Source organism: Paenibacillus phocaeensis (genome assembly GCF_900021165.1).
In the GTDB taxonomy this organism is placed as follows: Bacteria; Bacillota; Bacilli; order Paenibacillales; family Paenibacillaceae; genus Fontibacillus; species Fontibacillus phocaensis.
In genome coordinates this window covers 117,523-139,260 of sequence record NZ_FCOQ01000030.1, presented here as the reverse complement: position 1 = coordinate 139,260, position 21,738 = coordinate 117,523, and the positions used below count along the sequence as shown (strand labels likewise).

The window sequence follows — 21,738 nt, the reverse complement described above, 5'->3', positions numbered from 1 at the left end:
GCATGTCCGCGTGGCCGGTCAGGGAGGTGCGAAATGAAGAAAAGCCTTGAATTATTGGAATTCTTCGGGGAGACCGTTTCACGGGATATGAAGGAAACGGTGGCTCACGGAAGCAGGCAATTTCGCATGAGCGTACACATGACGAAGGTCCCTCCAATCAACAATGTTGTGCTGTATTCGCATTGGCATGAGGAGCTGGAGTTTCTATTTTTGGCGAAAGGCAGTGCGCTGGTGCACATCGGTCAGGAGAAAGTGAAGGTTCGAAGCGGCGAGATCGTTTTCATCCCGCCCAACCTACTGCATTCTGCCAGCCGATTGGACCGGGAGGAAATCGTTTTCTATGCCGTGCTGGTGCATTTTAATTTTCTGTCAAGCCTGGAGAATGACCGGATTCAACAGCAATATATCTTGCCGCTGTTTATGCAGAACCTCCGTTATCCTCATCTGATTACGCGCGAGATGGACGAAGAGTTGCATCTCTATCCGTTATTGGAGGACATACGCGATGTTTATCAGCAGGAACCTCCCGGATACGAACTGCTGGTCAAAGCCAAGCTGCTGGAGATCTTGTATCGTTTGCAGACCCGCGCCGTTCCGGTCGATGCGGATCAAGCGTTCGGGAAGGCGAAGGGCCATCCTTCTTTATTGGCCAAAAAAGTGCTGGCCTACGTTCAGCAAAATTACGGAAAGCGGATCACCCTTGCGGATATGGCGCAGCACGTAAATCTGAGCCTGTCCTACTTTTGCCGGTTTATGAAAAAGCAGTTTGATCTTTCGCCCATGGATTTTTTGAACGAATACCGAATTTCTGAAGCGATCAGTCTCATGGAGACGACGGATAAAACCATCACCGAAATCGCTGAACTGACCGGCTTTTGCAACGTGAATCGCTTTACGGAGACCTTCAAGAAGTTCTACGGCTGTACGTCTGCCTATTATCGCAACGCGATTCGGAATCATGAAGGTCAGGGTCAATATACCGTTCGGCGCGATACGGATTTGAAATTCATGTAATCAGCAGAAAGGAAAACAAGAACATGACATTATTTGAGAGACAAGGAAACCGGTTGATATGGCGGGGCAACGGCGAAACCTTATATCTGGAGCCTTGGGGGCAAGACAGCTTGCGCGTTCGCAGCGCGATGATGGGGGAGGTTCTCGACACGGACTTTGCCTTGTTGGAACCGGAATCCCGGGAAGCGGAAATCGTCATAGAGGGACATGAAGCTTCCATTCGCAATGGAAAGATCCAAGCGGTTCTGAAGGTTTCCGATTGGACGAAAAACTGCCGAATCGGTTTCTATAATCAAGAAGGGCGATTGCTGTTGCAGGAGCTGGACGGACACGGCTGTCTCAACCTCTCCGCGCGCAAATTCAAGCCGATTATCGGCGGGGATTTTCGCCTGACTGCCAGTTTCGAGTCCGACGACTCGGAGAAGCTGTACGGCATGGGGCAGTACCAGCAGGAGATTCTCAACCTCAAGCACTGTCATCTCGAGCTTGCGCACCGGAACTCTCAAGCCAGCGTGCCGTTTGTGCTGTCAAGTCTCGGCTACGGATTTTTATGGCACAATCCCGCGATTGGCCAGGCCAGCTTCGGCAAAAACGTGACCGAATGGTTCGCCGAAAGCACGAAACAGCTCGATTACTGGATTACGGCAGGCGATACCCCTGCGGCCATCGTGGGCAATTACGCCAGCGTTACCGGTTATGTTCCGATGATGCCGGAATACGGGCTTGGCTTCTGGCAGTGCAAATTGCGCTACTGGAACCAGGAGCAGCTTCTGGAGATAGCGCGCGAGTACAAGCGGCGCAACCTGCCGATTGACGTGATCGTGTGCGACTTTTTCCATTGGCCGAAAATGGGGGACTTCCGGTTTGAGGAGGAATTTTTTCCCGATCCGAAAGCGATGGTGGAGGAGCTGAAAAGCCTGGGGATTGAACTCATGGTGTCCGTATGGCCGCAAATCGATCTGAAAAGCGAAAATTTTGAGGAAATGCGCCATAAAAACCTGTTGGTGAAACCGGAAATGGGCGTCAACATCTGTATGCGTTTCGGTGGAGAGAGTGTATTTTACGACGCAACTAACCCGGAGGCGCGCAAATATGTCTGGGATAAGTGCAAACAAAACTATTACGATCACGGCATCCGTGTATTTTGGCTGGATGAAGCGGAACCGGAATACGGCGTATACGACTTTGACAATTACCGCTACAAGATGGGGCCGAATGTGCAAATCGGCAATGTCTACCCGCAGCTCTTCTCCCGCACTTTTTATGACGGCATGACGGCGGAGGGGGAACAAAATATCGTCAATCTCGTTCGCTGCGCTTGGGCGGGCAGTCAGCGCTACGGTGCGTTGGTCTGGTCGGGAGACATCCACTGCTCCTGGACGGACTTCAGACGGCAGATTTGCGCGGGGCTGAATATGGGGATCGCCGGTATTCCATGGTGGACTACGGATATCGGGGGTTTTTCCGGCGGCAACCCTGAAAACGAGAGTTTCCGCAAGCTGCTGGTCCGATGGTTTCAATACGGCACGTTCTGCCCGGTCATGCGTCTGCATGGCGATCGTCTGCCTACACAGAAAATATACCGCAAAGACGGTACCGAAGCTTTGTTCTCCGGAAGTGACAACGAGGTTTGGAGTTTCGGCGAGGAGGTTTATCCGATCCTGGTCAAATACATGAACCTGCGCGAAACGATGCGGCCCTATACCCGCAGGCTGATGCAGGAAGCGCATGAACAGGGAGCGCCGGTCATGCGGCCGATGTTCTATGAGTTCCCGCAAGAGGGGATCTGCTGGGACCTGCAGGATCAATACATGTTTGGTCCGGATGTGCTGGTGGCCCCCGTTGTGCAGGAGAGCGCCAGCGAACGCGAGGTGTATCTGCCTGCAGGGGCGGAATGGACGGAACTGCATAGCGGGCGCGTCTATCCTGGGGGTCAGATGATTCAAGCCGATGCTCCGCTGGAGGTCATCCCGGTATTTCTGAAGAACGGCGCTTGCGCGGAATGGGTTGGCGCGATTTAAGAGATCAGCCGGCGCACTTCGCCGACTTTTCAAAATGGGGGTGGAATATCAAATGACGGTTTCTAAAAACAACGGCGTCTTAATGCTGCCCTACTTTTTAACGCCGGATACCGTGCTGCCGGAGGAAATTCACGGAGAGCCGGTGCTCTGGCGCTCCTCATTGCCGGGCGCGCTGGACGGGCACGGGCGCTTGATGCCGCCGCAAACAGGGGTGGGGCCGGAGTTTCATTTGATCGCGGCGACTCAGGGGGAAGAACGTTGCTTTAAAGTCCGCATGCTGGGGCGGGATCGTTACTGGCTGGCCGCCTATACACGCGAACCGGATGATAACCCGAATGTTTACAGCCGATTTATCGCCAACAGTCTTCATTTGGCCTTAAGTACGGAAGAAGAAGGCGGTTTTGAAGCGCTGAACAGCAACTACGGGGTACTGTTTGCGAAAGCCGATTACCGCAAGTCGGCAGTTGGAGCAACCAAGCTGCTGCAAATGCCGCGCTGCTTCAGACGGGCTGATCAGGGGTTTGGCATATTGACGGTCCCGCTTGACCATGAAGGACATGTCGACAGCCAGGGTGAACTGTTGTATTTTGAAACGCGCGATTTCGTCCGTTATGAAGAGAGAGGGCGGATCAAGCTGACTCAGGCCGCGCTGTTGGATTATTCCTGCGAATTGGACGCCATGACGCTGCTGTACCGGATCGGCTGGAAGGAAGAAAGCGGCGAAACCTGGTTTGTAACCACATCGGATTTCATCCATTTTGATGCTCCACAGCAGGGGGAAATGTTCCCGGTTAGGACGGCCCCCATCCCCATTGAAGGTGCAGCAAGCGGACAGTTGATCGCCTTGACGGCGCCGGAAGCGATCTATTTAAGGAACAAACTGGGGCGTGTCCGCAAGGTTTCCGTGACCGTTCCGACGATCTTCCTTCGGGCGGGTTCCGTTCCCCGGGATTTGCCTGCGATACGTGCGGCGGCCCATTATTCGGACGGCAGTGCCGCGTCCCAAAGAATCGAAGTCGACTCGGATAGAATCGCCCAATTGGATTGGTCGCGGCCGGGCCGCTATATACTTCCGGCGAAGGTGGTCCGGCATCGTTTCCCGTATCCGATGATGCGAACCAGGCCGGACCCGTACGTGTTGCTCTACAAGGAACGTTACTACTTCATTTCTACGGATGATGACAAGCAGCGGAAAATTTATATCCGCTCCGCCGAGACACTGGAAGGGCTTGAAGATGGCCGAGCGGAAGAAGTGCTGCTGTGGGACGGTAATCTTCCGGATGGTGAACGGCAAGGAGAGCTTTGGGCCCCGGAGCTGCATGTGATCGGCGGCAAACTGTATTGTTTGCTGGCGATCAGCGTCAACAACCATTGGCATGGCGTTCAAGCCCACCTGGCCTCGCTCATCGGAGAAGATCCCATGAATCGGGACCATTGGGAGAAGCCGAGACGGATCACGGACCGTCATGGGAAACCGTTGGCGGATCCATCGCAAAGGGAGCGCGACATCTGTTTGGATATGACCTATTTCGAGCATAACGGGAACTCGTATTTCTGTTGGTCGCAACCCAAATGGATCGGGAAAGAGCAGGAACTGGCCTCGCTTTACATCGCGACGGTAGACCCGGAGCAGCCCTGGCGTCTTACCGGGGATCCGGTGCGGATCTGCCGAAATGAATACGGGTGGGAGCGTAACGGCGGCGCGGCTTCCGGCGTGTCGGAAGGACCGTATGTGCTAAAGCGCATGGACAAGCTCTATATGGTTTACTCCGGCTCCAGCGTAGGGCCGACCTACACGGTCGGTCTCCTGGAATTGGATGCGGCCGGCGATCCGCTGGACCCATCCGCTTGGAGGAAAAGCAATTATCCATTGATGCATTCTCTCAGCCTGCAGGGGCAATACGGACCAGGTCACAACATGATGTTGCAGGACAACTTCGGCGACTGGTTCAACGTTTACCATGCCTGCGGCGTAAACGGCGGACACCGCCACGCGGGCATCCGGCCGGTACATTTCCGGTTCGACGGTTCGCCTGTTCTCGATATGAGGGAAGAGGAGGAACTGCTGCCGGAATACGAAAGATTATACGTAACCGTTGTTGTCGAAGAGTCAAAATAATGCACGCCAGCGGACGATACATCGTTCATAGACGCCCGTCTTGGTTTGTGGTATTACCGAATTAAGTCCCGGGATAAATGAAGTAGTGAGGTGTGGTCTACGATGAGAGGATTAACGCTTTGCATGGCATATGCTCCGCGCAGGGTCTGATTCAGGACGGTGATTGCGCGGAGCGGTTCTTCCGGAAAGGAAGTCTACCGTCCACATCAGGCTTTGCGCCACTTACAATCACTTATTTTGTAAGGAGCGGAAGCCATGAAGAAAGATCATATCTTTTCGGGCCTTGGGAATTTCCTTGTCCTCTGGGGCTCGCAGTCCGTATCCACGTTGGGTACGGCAATGACCAATTTTGCATTAATCGTCTGGGTGTACGGACAAGAAGGCACCGCCTCCAGTATTGCGCTGTTGTCGGTTTGCTCGCTTGTGCCCTCCATCTTGTTTAGCTTTGTCGCCGGCACGATTGCCGACCGCTGGGATAAAAAGCTAACGATGCTTGTAACGGATGCCTTTGCAGCACTTGGGACGGTGGCCGTCTTGATGCTGTACGTATCATCTGCCCTGCAAATATGGCATCTGTATATCATCAATTTTCTGCTTAGCTTCATGAATGCTTTTCAAGGCCCGGCATCGTATGTAGCCACAAGTTTACTCGTTCCGAAGGAGCAATACGTCAGGGTTAGCGGGCTACAAGCGTTTTCGGGCTCGATCGTAACCATATTAGCTCCGGCGCTGGGCAGCGCGCTGTTAGCGTTCGGCGGATTGAGAACCGTTTTGATCCTTGACCTGGTTACGTTTTCGATTGCTTTCTCCATCCTCATGCTGTTTATTAAAATCCCAGCCTTAGAGCGGCATGCAGAAGAGGTAAAAGAATCGTTCCTGAGAAGTTGCCTGGCCGGGGTCCGGTTTCTGAAGGAACATCAGGCGCTTTTGCGGATGATTCTGTTCTTCGCTTTTATCAACTTTATCGCAAAAATGGGCGGCTACGGAATGATGCCTGCGCTGATATTGAGCCGAACGGGCAACGATCAAGCCGCGCTCGGCATGGTGCAGGCAGCCGTAGGGACGGGCACGCTTATCGGCAGCGTGCTTGTTACGTTGATGAGGCCCGCCAAAAGCCGGGTGGGCGTTATCTTTTTTGCCTGCGGCATCTCATTTCTATTGGGCGACGTAGGGCAAAGTCTAACGCACACCTTGCCGCTTTGGATGATAGCAGCGTTTGCTTCCAATGTGCCGATGGCCTTTTTGAATGCAAATCTGACCGCTGTTATGCGCAGTAACGTGCCTATAGAAATGCAGGGCCGCGTTTTTTCGGCGAGGGATACCATTCAGTTCAGCACGATTCCCGTAGGACTGTTTTTGGGCGGAGTTCTGGCAGACTATGTATTTGAGCCTTTTATGAATACCGCATCGCCGATCCAAAACGCATTATCCCTATTTTTTGGCATGGGCAAGGGATCGGGCATCGCCATTATGTTCTTTATTGTCGGTATCATTGGAGGTGTGTCGAGCTTTTTCTGCCTGAAAAATCCGGAATACAAGGTTCTGGACAAAGTACAATAAGAGGTTGCAGAGGCGGGGCATATCGCATTTGCTTTTGTAATTCTTTTACTTGGTGCTAGGATCATGGACATCAAAACGGCATTTTTTACATTTCTAGCATCCCTCGCCTATTCCCAATAAGTAAGCCTGCAAAAGGAAGGAGCAGTCAGCATTCTGCTGGCTGCTTCTTCCTTTTGGTGGTTACGCAAGATCGGATCTCTGTTTTGAGGCCTGAATATATTCCGAGAAATTTTTTTGTAAATACATCGAATTAATGTCCTCTCTCAAATGATGATGGATAAGTTCGTCCAGTTGATCGAGCTCCTGATTCATCATCAATTCGAGTATGGTGCTATGCTCCTGATGGAGCTCCACCAGCTTTTCCTTTCTCAACATATGCAGCCTGCGGTATCTGGCGTAATGGACATTGGACTGCTGAATCAGATTCCACAGGAACTCCCTTCCGGCCAGCCGGAACAGGGATTGGTGAAAAGCGTCGTCCAGATTCATAAATCGTTCGCCGCCTTCGTCTTCATGGATAACGGCAAGCTGCTTGTCCAAAATCTCCTTGAGCTCATGAACGCCTGTGAGCAGAAGGTGGGAGGATAAATATTTGATAATTTCTCTCTCCAGTACGCTGCGCAAATAAATGATTTGCTCCACCGATTCCAAATCAATATAGGAAACAAGATTGCCTTTCTTCGGATAGATATCGATATAGGACTCCAAACTGAGCTGTTTCAGCACATCGCGAAGCGGGGTCCTTGAGATTTGGAAACGCTCGGATAGGGCGGTTTCGCTCAAGATGGTGCCGGGCTTTAGTTGTAGAGTCAGGATTTCGCTCTTCAGTGATCGCATGATCTCATCTTTAATCGACATGTGGACTCCTGCTTTGGTTTCGTATTCTCTGGTATACATCATGTTAACACAAATCGAATTCAAGCTAGGTGATGAATGTAACAGACGCTTCCCAAACTTGTATCTTATGATCAGTTCAATCTTGTATACAAGAAGGAGGAGATCATGAAATGAACATGACATGGCGATGGTATGGAGAAGGGAATGACAACATTACCCTTGACCATATCCGGCAAATTCCCGGAGTTATGGGAATCGTCTGGTCCTTGCACGACAAAGTGGCCGGAGAAGTATGGGAAATGGAACGGATTCAGGAAGTGGCCGACCAAATTACAAGCAAAGGCTTCAGTACGGCGGTTGTGGAAAGCGTCAACGTTCATGATGATATTAAAATCGGCTTGCCGACGCGCGACAAATATATCGATATCTATATCGATACCATTCGTAAATTATCCAAAGTCGGCGTTAAAGTGATCTGTTATAATTTCATGCCGGTCTTTGACTGGACGCGTACGGAGCTGTACAAAGAGCTTCCCGACGGGTCGAACGCGCTCTTTTATGAAAAGGCTGCCATTACGAATCATCCTCGAGAGATGGTGGACCGGATTCTGAAAGGCGCCGGAGATTTCACGATGCCGGGATGGGAGCCGGAACGGCTGGCGAAGCTGGATGAGCTGTTCGCCGCCTATGCGGATGTGACGGAAGAGAAGCTGTTTGAGAATCTGAAGTATTTTCTGGAGCGTATTATTCCGGTATGTGAAGAAGTGGATATCAAGATGGCGATCCACCCCGATGATCCGGCTTGGCCGATTTTTGGTCTGCCGCGCATCATTCGCAGCCGCGACACGATCCGCCGGATGCTGGACGCCGTGGACAGTCCGTATAACGGCCTGACCTTCTGCACGGGGTCGCTGGGAACGAACCCCGAGAACGATCTTCCGGCGATGATCCGCGAGTTCCATGATCGGATTCATTTTGCCCATATCCGCAATGTGAAAGTGTTCGATAACGGAGACTTTATCGAGGTGTCCCACCGGGGGCGCGATGGCAGCGTAGATATTGCGGAAGTCGTTAAGGCCTATCACGAGAACGGATACACCGGTTATGTGCGTCCCGATCACGGGCGGCATTTGTGGGGAGAAGAGAAAAACTGCCGTCCGGGCTATGGCCTGTATGATCGGGCGCTGGGGGTCATGTATTTGCTAGGCGTTTGGGACAGCCTGGAAAATGTGAAGGTGACTAAATAATGCTTCGCTTATCCTTAAACCATATTTCCGATACCTCGGCATGGACGGCTGCAGGCGTGGAGCTTCCTCGGTTTGATATCGCGCAGGTGAAGAGGAATACCCGTTCAAAGCCGGAATGGGTTCACTTCGGCGCAGGCAACATCTTCCGGGGGTTTGTGGCGAATGCCCACCAAAAACTGCTGGACAGCGGCAAAGCGGATACGGGGATTATCGCTGCGGAATCGTTTGATTTTGAGATGATCGACAAGGTTTACAAGCCTTATGACAATTTGACGCTGCTGGTACTGATGAATGCCCGCGGTGAATTTCAGAAGAAAGTGGTCGCAAGTATTGTTGAGTCGATTACGGCGGATAAATACCGGGAAGCGGATTACGATCGGCTTATCGAAATCTTTGAGCATCCGAGTCTGCAAATGGCCAGCTTCACCATTACGGAAAAAGGCTATTCCCTGACCGGCCCGGACGGGCATTTCCTGGGCATTGTGGAGAAGGACATGGAAGCAGGCCCCGTTCAGCCGATTCACGTGATGAGCATTGTCGCCTCGCTCGCTTACCGTCGTTATTTGAAAGGCCGATATCCAATGACTTTCGTCAGTATGGATAACTGCTCGCATAACGGTGACAAGCTGAAACACGCGGTCTTGACGATTGCCAGGGAGTGGGCGAAGAGAGGGTTGGTCGAACCGGACTTCATCAACTATCTTGAAGATGAACGCAAAATTTCGTTCCCGTTGTCCATGATCGACAAAATTACGCCGCGTCCGTCGGAAACGGTGCAGGCCGCGTTGTTGGAGCAGGGCGTCGGCGAAATGGATGTGATCGTCACCTCCAAGAACACCTATACCGCGCCTTTCGTAAATGCGGAAATCAGCGAATATCTGGTGATCGAAGACAAGTTCACCAACGGCCGGCCGCGGCTGGAAGAAGCGGGGATTATATTTACGGATAGAGACACCGTAAACAAAGTGGAGACGATGAAGGTTACGACCTGCTTGAATCCGCTCCACACCGCCCTCGCCGTATCCGGCTGTCTGCTTGGGTTTACGTTGATTGCGGATGAGATGAAGGACGACACACTGCGCAGATTCGTGGAGACGATCGGTTACACCGAGGGGCTGCCGGTCGTGGTTGACCCCGGCATTTTGAATCCCAAGCAGTTCCTGGACGAAGTGCTGCAGGAGCGCTTCTCCAATCCGTTTATTCCCGATACGCCGCAGCGGATCGCCACCGATACCTCGCAGAAAGTGGGCATCCGCTTCGGTGAAACGATCAAATCGTACATTCGCCGGGAGGACCTTGACCCGGCCGAGTTAACGGCCATCCCGCTGGCGATTGCCGCCTGGTGCCGCTACTTGCTGGGCGTGGACGATGAAGGCCAGCGGCTCGCGTTGAGTCCGGACCCGCTGCTGGAAACGTTACAAGGGCATTTGGCAGGGGTAAAGCTGGGGGATAAAGTCTCGGGAGTTCGCGCTATCCTTGAGGACGAGAACATTTTCGGCGTTCCTTTGTACGCGATCGGACTTGGGGAGAAGATCGAGCGCATGTTTTATGAAATGCTGGAAGGTCCGGGGGCCGTGCGAACAACGCTGGAGAAATACTTGAACTAACGGTGGCACATATAGCGGGGAAGGCCTGCTTTGCAAAGGCTCTTGATTGCCGTTAGGCGGATCAAGAGCTTTTTGCTTTGGTTACTGGAAAAGACTCGTTGACAAAAATAAAAGACCGGAATAACATCTTATTAACTTAAACGTATAAGTTATAATTATTAAACGTTTAAGTTAAATTAGTATTCAATCGGAGGATGGTTACGAATGGAAGCGAAAATCATCACCCTTTCCAAGGTTTATTCCAAGCTTTTGGACAATTCAAGGGATGTTTACGTCTATTTGCCCCCTTCTTATGATGAAGCGGTGAATTGCCGGTACCCCGTGCTGTATGCGCAGGACGGACAGCATATGTTCGCGTCGGACGCGATGGGGGATTCGTGGGAGATGCACCGGACAGCGGAGAGGTTAAGCCGGGAAGGACGGATGAGAGAAGTGATTATCGTCGCCGTCTCGTCCATTTCGGATCAGCGGGCATCCGAATATTTTCACGAGCATTCAGGTCTACGGGAAGCGTTCCACGCATCCTGCAAGGGGGAACTGTACGAACGATTTCTCATCGAGGAACTGAAGCCGATGATTGACGGCAGGTTCCGCACGTTGGCGGATCGGGAGCATACCGCGTTAATCGGTTCGTCCGCGGGAGGACTTGTCTCGTATCATATCGCGTTTCGTCGACCGGACGTATTCGGACAGGTGGCGATCCTGTCGCCTTTCCTGGTGCATACGGTGGTGAACGAGCAAGGGGGCGGTGCGAACAATCTTGAACCGATTCGCGAACAAAAAATATATCGCTCCTATCCGGTTAAACCGCCGGCGATGCGAGTTTGGGTGGATATCGGCGGAGCGGAAGGCCTGATCATGCCCCGTCACGTCCGGGCGTTTGCCGATGAACTGATCGAGGCTGGATTTCAGCCGGGTGATGATCTGATGTTTCTGCTCGACGAATCTGCTGGCCATTCCCAGATGGATTGGGCTAGACGGCTGCATCACCCGCTGTTGTACCTGTTCGGGACGATTGGACGCCCGCGCAGCCTGCAACTGGCCGGAAGGGGGCGGATTGGGGTGGAGGGACTCCAGGTTCAGCTTTACCCCAAAGTGACGTATGATACCGGCTTTCAAATGAGTTTGCTGTCGGCCGAATATACGGTGGACCATCCGGAAGTGTTGGAGGTTGGCTCTGACGGCCGAATCGTTCCACTAACCGGAGGAGCGGCCGAGGTGACGGTCAGATATAAGGGGCTAACCGGATCGGCGAGCTTCGAAGTCGTCCCGGAGTTGTCGGATCATGTGCGGGTTGAAATCAGCGTGACGGTTCCTCCTACTACCCCGGCGGATGCTCAAATCCATGCGGGGTTCGAAATTCCGAAAGTCCGGGAAGGGTTCTATCAGGGAAGCTTTCTGCTGCCCAGAGATCTGGCGTTTGATGTGAAGGTTTCGCGGGGGTTTGGTTATCATGAACGAAGAGAAACGAGCCGACGATTCGACACGTCCGAACCGGTCAGTCTTCATTATGTTGTTGAGGGATGGGAGGATGGATGTGAAAAAAGCTACGATGAAGGACATCGCCCGTGAGGCGAAGGTTTCCGTTGCGACGGTCAGCTACATTTTAAATAAGGTAGACAATCAGAAAATTACGGATGAGACGCGTTGCCGGGTGTTGGAAGCTGCGAATAAGCTGAACTATATTCCGAGCCTAACCGCTCGCTCGCTGGTTCGAGGGAGGTCCGGCATGGTGGCCTTGATCTTCAGCCGCAGCGAACGGGACGGGTTATGGAAGAAGCTGTATTACGGCTGGCTGGCCGAACGGATGGAAGCCCTTTGCAAACAAGCAGGTTATCATCTGCTCGTTCTGGGGATGGATGCAGAGCTGCCAAGACCGGAAATGATCCGGCAGCGGGAAGTGGACGGAGTGCTGCTTGCCGGAGTGAAGAAGGAGGTGTTTCGGGACATCTCGATTCACTTCAGTGTTGGCGTGCCGATTGTACTTCTGGACAGCCATATCAACGACCCGCTGTTTCACAAGGTTGTGATGGATTACCGACAGGCTTTCGCATTGTGGAGGAAGCGAACGGCCGCTGGAGAGGGACGGCGATTCCTTGTCCTGGACTACCTTGCGAACGAGGAGACGATGAAGGCCATGGTCGACGCTGCCCAACTCGGCGCGGATTCGATCTTCATCCTGGCGGAGGACAACGCGAACCGCTTGCCGGATTTCCTTGCCCGGTTTCAAGCGGGATGTGGGCTTGTGCTGAACGAGTTTGTTGGGATGGTTGTGGCGAACGCTGCGCGAGGGTTGGAGCTTGAGCTGACTGTCCTTTGTCCCAACGGCTGTGCCGAGCTGCTGCCCCCGGATGTACACACCCTAAAGCCGGAGGGGAACCGGGGACCGCTTGAGCTGGCTTTTGAGATGATGCAGTATTATATTGAATCGAAGGAGAAGACCCTTGCTGATGGGAAATCCGAAGAAGGATATGAAGAGTATGTTTCTATTCCGCTTCAGGAGTCCGATCCGTGCTGAATTAGGGCCGTCAGAAAAAGTCGGACAACACTCGTTTGATTGGGTTCGGACCGGTGATTTCCGGGCCGAAGCAGGCTTTGATTTGTCGGCTGTTCGTCCAAGGTTCCACGTCGCAAGCGTCTTGCACGCCCCGGATGGTCCATGAGCGAACCTTGTCGAAGGAGATGCCCGTATTGTAAGCATGGATATGATTGATCCAGATCGGTTCCTTGAGATGGATAAATTCGTGGGGAACCTTTAAGGCATCACGCCACGTGAGCTTGGGCTCCTGGCCCTTCAAATATTTCCCGACGTCATGGATCGTTGCGCCATAGCTGGGCAGCCAAAAAAAGAACTTGCCGAGCCGGTGCTGCACAGAGTCGTAGACGTAGCCGTATTGGGGCACCAGCGCAAGCGTCTCCTTCTTCGGCGTCCATGTCCGCAGTTTTCGGATAAACTCCTTATGGTACATATCGTCGCTGGAGAGGTAAACGCGATAGAAACGGTGATAATCGGCAATGTCTTTCGCGACCTGGGCATGATAGGCCCTTGGGGGAACGAAGCGAATGTTATTCGGCAGCGGTGCGTAACGGTCCAGGACTTCCCGGATCGTTCGTTCGGATGCCGGATCGTACAGCACGTAACAGGAGAAATCCTGGGAGGTTTGCAGTTGCAAACTTTTTCGTGTGTACTTCATGAACAGGGCCAGCCTGTTTTCGATCCACGTTGGGGTTAATCGGTCCGGCGTTCCGCCCCAATCGTTAAAATGAATCTCAATGATCAGTTTTATCCGGTTCCGTAAGTCTTCCGGCATCATGGATCGACCTCCTCTATTTCATACGGCGTTGCGATTTCAAGCTTCTCTAGCAGTTTATGCTAGGATGTTGTTTTGGCTTGGACGTTTTTGTAGACGACGGGGAAATCCGCATTTGAAGAGGTCTGCCGTGACTGGCTGCGATTTTCGGGTCAGGGTCGCAAATATCGGGACGACTCATGTTCGTCCAACCCGGATGATATAATGGTTGCGATAAAATTGATAAGCAGCGGGAGGAGACTTACGATGCATGAAAAAACGGATCGATCGCGGGTGAAAGGATTTTTGCGCGCGGATGGAACCCGAATCGTAAACGGTGACGGGGAGGAAATCCTGCTTACGGGCTGGGGCCTCGGAAACTGGCTTTTGTGCGAAGGATATATGTGGTTGTCCCACCATCCCCGGTTCGATCGTCCACGGCGAATTGAAGCGGTCATTCAGGAAGCCGCCGGCAGTGCATATGCCGAGCAGTTTTGGAAGCGTTTCCGGCAAAACTATGTGACTCGCGAGGATATCCGGCTGATGGCGGAGCAAGGCTACAATTCGGTACGCATCCCGTTCGGGTGGCGGATTCTGATGGAGGACGAGCCGGGCCTCCGTTGGAAAGAGGACGGGTTTGCGCTGATCGACCGTTGTTTGGAATGGTGCGAGGAGTTTGGTCTTTACGCTTTCTTGGATCTGCACGGCGCGCCCGGCGGTCAGACCGGAGCCAACATCGACGACTCGGTCGACGATTTCCCTCGCCTGCTCACCGATGAAGACAGCTGGAACAAAGGGATCGAGCTGTGGAGGGAGCTGGCTCGCCGGTACCGCGACCGCTGGATCGTGGGCGGTTACGACCTGCTAAATGAGCCGGTTCGCCCGGGTCTGATGGAAGGGAAACACGAGGATTACCTCGTCCGGCGGTTAGCGGCGTTTTACGAGGAAGTCATCGCCGCGATCCGGGAAATCGACGACCGGCATATGCTCTCGGTGGAAGGGCATCACTGGGCAACGAATACGGCGGTCTTCTATAAACGTTATGATCCGAACATGGTTATCCATTTTCATCGTTATGCCTGCAAGCCCGGGGCAGAGGCTTATGAGGAGTTCCTGGCGCTCTCCAAGGCGCTGGATCAGCCTTTATGGCTGGGCGAGACGGGAGAGAACGAGCTGGAATGGTTTGCTGCAATGTATCCGCTCGCATTGTCGCTCGGGATCGGCTACAATTTATGGCCGTGGAAGAAGATGGAACGCGCCACCTCGCCGTATACCGTGAATCAACCTGAGGGCTGGAACGAGTTTCTCGCTTACGCCGAAGGAGGCGCGCGGCCGAGTAATGAACGGGTGCAGCAAATTCTCGATGCCTACCTGGAGAATATCAAGGTGGAGAACTGCACGCCGCGTCCGGAAGTGACAGCGGCGGTCTTCCGCAAGCCGGGCTGCCGGGTTCGCGGCACGGATTTCGACGAGTTGCCGGGGAGAGGAATTTCCTTCAGCGGAACCCGCACGGAAGGGAACATCTATAAGTACCGGGCGAAAACCGGGATGAAGATCGTACCGATTGTCGATGAGCCTCAACCGAAGAAGTTCGGGTTTGACAGCGGGTGGCAGAACCTCGCGTTGGAGTTGATGGACGGCGAGTTTGCGGCTTACACGTTCCATGCCGTCGAAGCAGGCCATCAGGTGATCCTGGAGCTGGTTTGCAGGGAGGGCGCGGCCGTTATTTTGATGCAGGATGGGGTTGAGCGGGGGAATGCGGCATTGTCCTCCGGCAGCGATCCAATCCGCATCCATGCCCTCCTTGAGGCTGCCGCCCATTCCACAATCACTGTGAGCGTACACGAGGGCCGAATCGAACTCCATTCCGTCACAGTGGAATAAAAAGGGTTGACTCTTTTCGCGGCGCATGATATTTTATATCTTGTCGCCGCGAAAAACAGGTTGTGACTTTCGCGGATCCATGACGCTAAGCGGTCGTGGCGGAATTGGCAGACGCGCACGGTTCAGGTCCGTGTGGGCTAACCCCCCGTGGAGGTTCGAGTCCTCTCGACCGCATTATCTTAACAATGAACGAGCTCTTGAATTTCCCCTAGTGGAGATTCAGGAGCTTTTTTTGCATATGGGAATCGTGTAATGAGGAAGCAATGATGGGCACCGGCATTAAATTCGGCCCAATTATCGCACGATGCTAGAGTCAATCGATAGAATGTCCTTGAATTGGAACGGGTGATTCTATTTAATTAGGATATAGATTTAGCGGAATGGGGCGATGGCAGATGAAGGAAAGGTTGTACCACTTCTATTCAAAAATCCGCTTTAAGAAAATTCGTAACCGCTTTCTTGGCGCGATGATCGTCTTATCGATCCCGCCGCTGTTCCTGCTGGGTTATCTGTCCTTCAACATTGCCAAAGATACGCTGATGGAGACGAACAAGAAGGCGGACCAAGTGCATCTCCAATCCTCCAGCGAAGTGGCCGATCTCATTTTTCGCAATATCATCAATTTGAATCGCTCGGTTATTTTGAATGAGGAAATACGTGACCAGCTTCGGGCAAGCCAAAATCCCGAGGAAACGCATGCCGATGCTAGACATGAGAAGATTCTCGGCCAATTGCAAAAAATGGTGAACAGTTTATTTATTAATTCCCGTTATGTCGATTCCGTTTGTCTCATCGATTTGCAATGGAAAGCCCATTGTTTGGGGCGTTCCGATAACCTGGGGATATACGAAGGAGCCGACCAGGCGGAGCAGCTTAAATTGTCGCAATGGTATGAACAGGCTGTCGCCTCTCAAGGCCAGGTCGAATTTTATCCCGATAACGTATTGGGGGATCCGTCTTACACTTTCTCCACGGTCAAGCTTTTCCGCGACTCGCAGCATATAAGCGGCGAACCGATCGGAATTCTTATTATCAATATTTCCAAATCGATCTTCGATTCGATCTTCACGGAAACGGATCAGGCGAGCGGAGAGTATATCGCATTTACCTCAACGCCGGAGTCCGTGGAGGTGATTTACCCGCGCAACTCTTACCTTGAGCTGAACGGTTTGGTCGGCTCCCCGGGCGATCTTCATCGGCGGCTTGAAGAGCAAGGTTATCTGGTCGTGGATTTCAGGAATGAAACGACCGGCTGGACGTTTCTTCATATCATCAAAGTGAAGGAGCTGCTGAAGCAATCGCAACAAATCGGAACGGTCACGATGCTGATTTCTTCAATTATCGCGCTCGTCGCTTTAGTGTTGTCCTATTTTATCTCCGGCAGCATTACGCGCCCGTTGCTTCAGTTAAAGAAGATGATGCTGGATTGGACGCAGGGGAAGCGGGATTTCGGGGAAACGTTCGACCGAGATGAGGTTGGGGCGATCGGACAAACCTTCAAGAAGATGGCATCCGAGAACGAGGAACTGACGGAGCGTCTCGTTCATACTGAGCTGAAGGAGCGGGAAGCCGAACTGCGGGCTTTGCAAGCTCAAATCAAACCGCATTTTTTGTACAATACCTTGGATTCGATCTATTGGATGGCTACGATTCAGAATAACAAGGAGGTTGCCCGGATGGCATTTTCCTTGTCCGAAAGCTTCAAATTGAGTTTGAATAAGGGCAAAGAAACGATACCGTTATATAAGGAGCTTCAGCATATCGATCACTATATGACGATTCAAAATATCCGGTACAATCAACGATTTACATACGTCGAACAGGTGGAAAGCCAGATGAAGAGCATGGAAATTTTAAAGCTGTTGCTGCAGCCGTTGGTCGAAAATGCCATTTACCATGGCTTGGAACCCAAAGTGGGAGAGGGAACCGTGTCGTTGACGGGGAAAATGGAAGGGGAGTTTCTAGTCTTTGTCATCCAGGATGACGGAGTGGGAATCGAGGAACTGGAGCGAACCGAACAAGGCTATGGTCTGCGCAATGTCAGGGAACGAATGAAGATGTTCTACGGAGAAGCAAGCGTTCTGATTATCGACAGCAAGCCAGGCTCGGGAACCCGAGTCGAGCTGCGGATTCCACTGAACGGGATAGAGGTGAAGCTGGATGTATAAAGTGGCGATTTTTGATGACGAGTATATTGTGCTGCAAGGGCTGCGGCAGATGATCGATTGGACGGGATACGGCCTCGAGCTGGTTGGAACGGCTTCCGACGGCTTATCCGCGCTGGACCTGGTGCAAAGGCAAGCGCCGGATATCGTGTTTACGGATATTCGCATGCCGGGTATGGACGGTCTGAAGCTGATCGAAGAGATCCTGAGGCAGTCGCCCGATACGTTTTGCATTGTCTTCAGCGGGTTTAATGAATTTGAATACGTGAAGCGGGCGCTGCAGCTCGGAGTTGTCGATTATTTGGAGAAGCCGATCACCGTGGATAGCGTTCAACATTCGATCCAGCGGGTCCTTTCCCGAATCGAAGCCGAGGAGGCAACAGAACGGTTGCGGAAACAAGTGGAGGAAAGCCGCCATGCCGACCATGCGACGGCCGAAAACGATGAAACGGGCAAGCGGGGAGCTATCGACAGGGCCAAAGCCTATATCGAACATCATGCGTCCAGGGATTTGTCATTAAACGAAGTGGCGGAATATGTCGGGATGAATGCCGCTTATTTGAGCGCGCTGTTTAAGGAAGAAGCGGGGGAGAGCTATATCAAGTTTCTGACCCGTTTGCGCATGGAGCGGGCCAAGAAGCTGTTGTGGAAAGGACTCAAGGTTCATGAAGTAAGCGAACGCGTCGGTTATCATACCTATCGGCATTTTTCGGAAGTCTTCAAAAAGCACACCGGAGTCACGCCTGGACAATATAAAGAAGAAGCGGAGGAATCATCGGCCCTGTCCAAAAAAAACGGACAGAAATCTATAAAATGAAGCAGTACCTGAACGGATACGCCAAATTTATAATGGAAACCAACAGAGAACCCGGGCTCTGTAACATAATACTTGAACGATCAGGGGGATAAGCCTATGGGGAAATCGAGAAAAGTCATTGTCATGTTGCTTTGTGCCGTGATGACGGTTGGATTGTTGGCCGCTTGCGGGAAGAAACAGAACGAAACCAATCCATCCGCCGTCGGAACGAACGGGAATAATACGGCCAAAGAAAAGGTGACCCTCTCGCTGTTGACGGATAATACGCAGGAACAAGTAAGCGCTGCCAAAGCGGTAATAGAAGCATTCCAGACCAAATACCCCTATATCACTGTGGAGCACGAAACGCGCCCCGGCGGTTCCGAAGGCGACAACCTGGTGAAGACGCGGATCGCCACCGGGGATTTGAACGATGTCATTTATTACAATTCCGGCTCTTTGCTGCAATCGCTGGATCCCGAGAAGAACTTTGTGGATCTCACGAATGAGCCTTTCATGGCCGATGTCATGGAATCCTACAAACCGACGGTATCAGTTAACGGAAAAGTATACGGCGTGCCGGCCGGCTCGACGATGGCCGGGGGCTGGTTTTATAACAAAAAAGTATACGCGGATCTCGGTCTGTCCGTGCCGAAAACGTGGGCGGAGCTGATGGCGAACAACGAGAAAATCAAGGAAGCGGGCATGACGGCGGTGATCGGATCTTATAAAGACAGTTGGACCGCCCAGTTGATCGTGCTTGCCGATTATTACAATGTACAAAAGCAGGCTCCGGATTTCGCCGAGAATTATACCGCCAACAAAGCTAAATACGCCGATACGCCCGCCGCTTTAAGAGGTTTTGAGAAACTGCGGGAAGTGTACGATAAAGGTTTGATGAACAAAGATTTTCAGGCCACGACTTACGATACGGGCTTGAAAATGCTGGCGGAAGGGAAAGGAGCGCATTACCCGATGCTGTCCTTTGCGGTTCCGGCCCTGGAGCAAAACTTCCCGGACAACATGAACGATATCGGATTTTTCGCCCAGCCGGGAGATTCGGCGGAGTCGAACGGGTTGACGATTTGGATGCCGGGGGCCGCCTACGCCTACAAGAACGGAAAACATGTTGAGGAAGCCAAGCTGTTCCTGGAATTTCTGACGACGCCGGAGGGCATTTCTGCAACGATGAGCGCTGCCAAACCTACCGGTCCATGGCCGGTCAAAGGAATTGAGTTACCGGACAATGTCACTCAAGTCGTCAAGGATATGCTTCCTTATTTTGCTACGGAGGAGACGACAGCTTCCGCCCTGGAATTTGTCAGTCCCATCAAAGGTCCGAATTTGCCGCAAATTACGGTGGAAGTCGGCTCCGGCATCACCGACGCCAAGGAAGGTGCGGAGAAATATGACCAGGACGTCAAGAAACAAGCACAGCAGCTCGGACTAGAAGGCTGGTAAGCCGGCGATGACGAAATTATGGAAACAGACCTATTCTTATTCGTTTTTATGGCCGGCAGCCATCGTCTATACCTTGATCTTCCTGCTGCCGACCGCGCTTTCCTTTTTCTTTAGTTTGACGCGCTGGACCTTAAGTGAATGGGAGTTTATCGGGCTTGAAAATTTTATTACCTTTTTTCAGGAATCGTCCTTAAGCATCGGATTTAGAAATACGCTGGTTTACGCGCTCGTGACTTGTTCGGCCAAAGTGGTTCTGGGGCTGCTGCTCGGGACGTTTCTCACTTCCAAGCTGAAGACCAAAGGTTATCTGCAATCCGTTCTGTTCTTTCCGACGCTGGTCAGTACGATTGCGGTCGGCGTGGCGTTCAGCACGATGATGCACCCGACGCAGGGCATCATTAACCAGGCGCTGCAAGCGATCGGCCTCCCCGGCCAGGACTGGCTCGGCAATACGAAGATCGCGTTGCTGTCGGTCGCATTTGTCGACATTTGGAAAGGGGTCGGGTTCGCCACGGTGATTTTTGTGGCCGGGATTTTATCGATTCCGGAGGACTATTACGAGGCGCTGCAGATCGATGGGGGGACGGCCTGGAATAAATTTTGGAATATTATCGTTCCGCTTAGCCGGCCCGCCACGAACTCGGTCATTATCCTTTCGTTCATCGGCGGACTGCGTTCCTTCGATTTGATCTGGGCGATGACCAAAGGCGGACCGGGCTTTACGACAGACGTGATCGCGTCGATCATTTACAAACAGTATCAAGGCGGCTTTTACGGCCTGGCGACAGCGGGCAACGTCATTCTTTTCCTGTTCGTGTCCTTGCTCGCCTTCCCGCTTACCCTGTATCTCAACAAGAAAGAGGTGGACCTATGAGACGCCGGGCAGGGCAGTTCGCGGTTGAATCGATTGCGGTGCTGGCTACGATCGGGATCTTCTGGGTTCCGCTGTATTTTGTCATCGTCAACGCCATGAAGGATAAGCAAGAGGCCTCGCTATTAAACATGGATTGGCCGGGGCAGATTCATTTGTGGGAGAATGTCAAGGAAGTGGTCATGGCCAGAGATTACATGCTGCTGCGGGCCTTTTACAACAGTACGATTATGACCGTGCTTTCCATCGCTGTGTTGGTGGTGATTTGCGCGATGGCGGCTTTCGTTTTGCAGCGAAGAAGCGACAAGGCCAGCCCGTACATTCATTTCCTGGTCTTATCGGGCTTGATCATTCCGCCGGCGATCGTTCCGACCATTTGGGTATTGGATTCGATCGGATTATTTAAAACGATGGCCGGGATCGTGGCGGTGGAAGTGGCGCTCGGCTTTCCGTTTTGCGTTATTTTGTACAAAGGATTTATCGCCGGCATTCCCCGCGAAATCGACGAGGCTGCCGTTATTGACGGCTGCGGCAAGTATCGTTTGTTCTTTCAAATGATATTCCCGCTGCTGAAGCCGGTGTCCGCGACGATTATTATTACGCAGTCGGTATTTATTTTCAACGACTTTACGAATCCGCTGTACTTCTTTCCCGGCTCCCAAAATGCCACCGTCCAATTGACGTTGTATAATTTTACGAGCCAATTTGTCTCCCAATGGAATTTGTTGTTTGCGGATATTTTAATCATCACGCTCCCGATGCTGCTTCTGTTCGTTATTTTTAACAAGCAGATCGTTTCGGGGATGATTGCGGGTTCCGTCAAGGGATAATAGAAGCGCCAATGAGATGTTGAAGAGGGGTTGAGA

16 protein-coding genes and 1 tRNA gene are annotated in these 21,738 nt (G+C 52.4%); 15 read left to right on the top strand and 2 right to left on the bottom strand.

Translation table 11 applies throughout. The features are described 5' to 3' along the window. Positions 1-33: 33 nt before the first annotated feature. The 4 genes from BN3795_RS19385 (at position 34) to BN3795_RS19370 (ending at position 6,714) form a co-directional block, all read left to right on the top strand. A complete protein-coding gene (locus BN3795_RS19385; protein WP_068786341.1) occupies positions 34-1,014 on the top strand; it encodes an AraC family transcriptional regulator in 981 nt (326 codons plus the stop codon). A gap of 23 nt (positions 1,015-1,037) precedes the next feature. Then, positions 1,038-3,035 (top strand): glycoside hydrolase family 31 protein, encoded by a 1,998-nt coding sequence (locus BN3795_RS19380; RefSeq protein ID WP_068786340.1) that lies wholly within the window; start codon positions 1,038-1,040, stop codon positions 3,033-3,035. 52 nt (positions 3,036-3,087) lie between these two features. Further along, positions 3,088-5,154 (top strand): family 43 glycosylhydrolase, encoded by a 2,067-nt coding sequence (locus BN3795_RS19375; protein WP_198524777.1) that lies wholly within the window; start codon positions 3,088-3,090, stop codon positions 5,152-5,154. A gap of 255 nt (positions 5,155-5,409) precedes the next feature. Continuing rightward, positions 5,410-6,714 carry an MFS transporter gene (locus BN3795_RS19370; RefSeq protein WP_068786338.1) on the top strand — a complete coding sequence of 435 codons (1,305 nt, stop codon included), beginning with the start codon at positions 5,410-5,412 and terminating at the stop codon, positions 6,712-6,714. Between the two features lie 180 nt (positions 6,715-6,894). Here the strand turns inward: BN3795_RS19370 and BN3795_RS19365 are convergent, their stop codons facing one another. Beyond that, positions 6,895-7,572, bottom strand: coding sequence for a GntR family transcriptional regulator (locus tag BN3795_RS19365; RefSeq protein ID WP_068786337.1), 678 nt, complete (start codon positions 7,570-7,572; stop codon positions 6,895-6,897). A gap of 149 nt (positions 7,573-7,721) precedes the next feature. Here BN3795_RS19365 and uxuA point away from each other — a divergent pair, with 149 nt between their 5' ends. The 4 genes from uxuA (at position 7,722) to BN3795_RS19345 (ending at position 12,923) form a co-directional block, all read left to right on the top strand. Next, positions 7,722-8,798: a mannonate dehydratase gene (gene uxuA, locus BN3795_RS19360; protein ID WP_068786336.1), complete on the top strand. Its 1,077-nt coding sequence runs from the start codon at positions 7,722-7,724 to the stop codon at positions 8,796-8,798. Continuing rightward, complete coding sequence (locus tag BN3795_RS19355) at positions 8,798-10,405, top strand: mannitol dehydrogenase family protein (RefSeq protein ID WP_068786335.1); 1,608 nt, start codon at positions 8,798-8,800, stop codon at positions 10,403-10,405. The genes uxuA and BN3795_RS19355 overlap by 1 nt, the downstream gene beginning before the upstream one ends. Positions 10,406-10,609: 204 nt before the next feature. Further along, positions 10,610-11,977 carry an alpha/beta hydrolase gene (locus BN3795_RS19350; protein ID WP_068786334.1) on the top strand — a complete coding sequence of 456 codons (1,368 nt, stop codon included), beginning with the start codon at positions 10,610-10,612 and terminating at the stop codon, positions 11,975-11,977. Further along, positions 11,943-12,923: a LacI family DNA-binding transcriptional regulator gene (locus BN3795_RS19345; RefSeq protein WP_068786333.1), complete on the top strand. Its 981-nt coding sequence runs from the start codon at positions 11,943-11,945 to the stop codon at positions 12,921-12,923. Before BN3795_RS19350 ends, BN3795_RS19345 begins: the two co-directional genes overlap by 35 nt. Positions 12,924-12,933: 10 nt before the next feature. Here the strand turns inward: BN3795_RS19345 and BN3795_RS19340 are convergent, their stop codons facing one another. Then, positions 12,934-13,719: a glycosyltransferase gene (locus BN3795_RS19340; RefSeq protein ID WP_232729983.1), complete on the bottom strand. Its 786-nt coding sequence runs from the start codon at positions 13,717-13,719 to the stop codon at positions 12,934-12,936. A gap of 243 nt (positions 13,720-13,962) precedes the next feature. Between BN3795_RS19340 and BN3795_RS19335 the strand changes: the two genes are divergently transcribed. The 7 genes from BN3795_RS19335 (at position 13,963) to BN3795_RS19305 (ending at position 21,702) form a co-directional block, all read left to right on the top strand. After that, the gene (locus tag BN3795_RS19335; RefSeq protein ID WP_068786332.1) at positions 13,963-15,579 is read left to right on the top strand and encodes a glycoside hydrolase family 5 protein; all 1,617 of its coding nucleotides are present in this window, start codon (positions 13,963-13,965) and stop codon (positions 15,577-15,579) included. Between the two features lie 89 nt (positions 15,580-15,668). Beyond that, positions 15,669-15,753 (top strand) — tRNA-Leu (locus BN3795_RS19330). 221 nt (positions 15,754-15,974) lie between these two features. Beyond that, entirely contained in the window at positions 15,975-17,747 is a 1,773-nt protein-coding gene (locus BN3795_RS19325) for a sensor histidine kinase (protein ID WP_068786331.1), read from the top strand. Beyond that, positions 17,740-18,561, top strand: a complete 822-nt coding sequence (locus BN3795_RS19320; protein WP_068786330.1) for a response regulator transcription factor — start codon at positions 17,740-17,742, stop codon at positions 18,559-18,561. Before BN3795_RS19325 ends, BN3795_RS19320 begins: the two co-directional genes overlap by 8 nt. Positions 18,562-18,657: 96 nt before the next feature. Next, the gene (locus BN3795_RS19315) at positions 18,658-20,001 is read left to right on the top strand and encodes an ABC transporter substrate-binding protein (RefSeq protein WP_068786329.1); all 1,344 of its coding nucleotides are present in this window, start codon (positions 18,658-18,660) and stop codon (positions 19,999-20,001) included. Positions 20,002-20,008: 7 nt separating this feature from the next. Further along, positions 20,009-20,875, top strand: a complete 867-nt coding sequence (locus tag BN3795_RS19310; protein WP_068786328.1) for a carbohydrate ABC transporter permease — start codon at positions 20,009-20,011, stop codon at positions 20,873-20,875. After that, a complete protein-coding gene (locus tag BN3795_RS19305) occupies positions 20,872-21,702 on the top strand; it encodes a carbohydrate ABC transporter permease (protein WP_068786327.1) in 831 nt (276 codons plus the stop codon). The genes BN3795_RS19310 and BN3795_RS19305 overlap by 4 nt, the downstream gene beginning before the upstream one ends. Positions 21,703-21,738 lie beyond the last annotated feature (36 nt).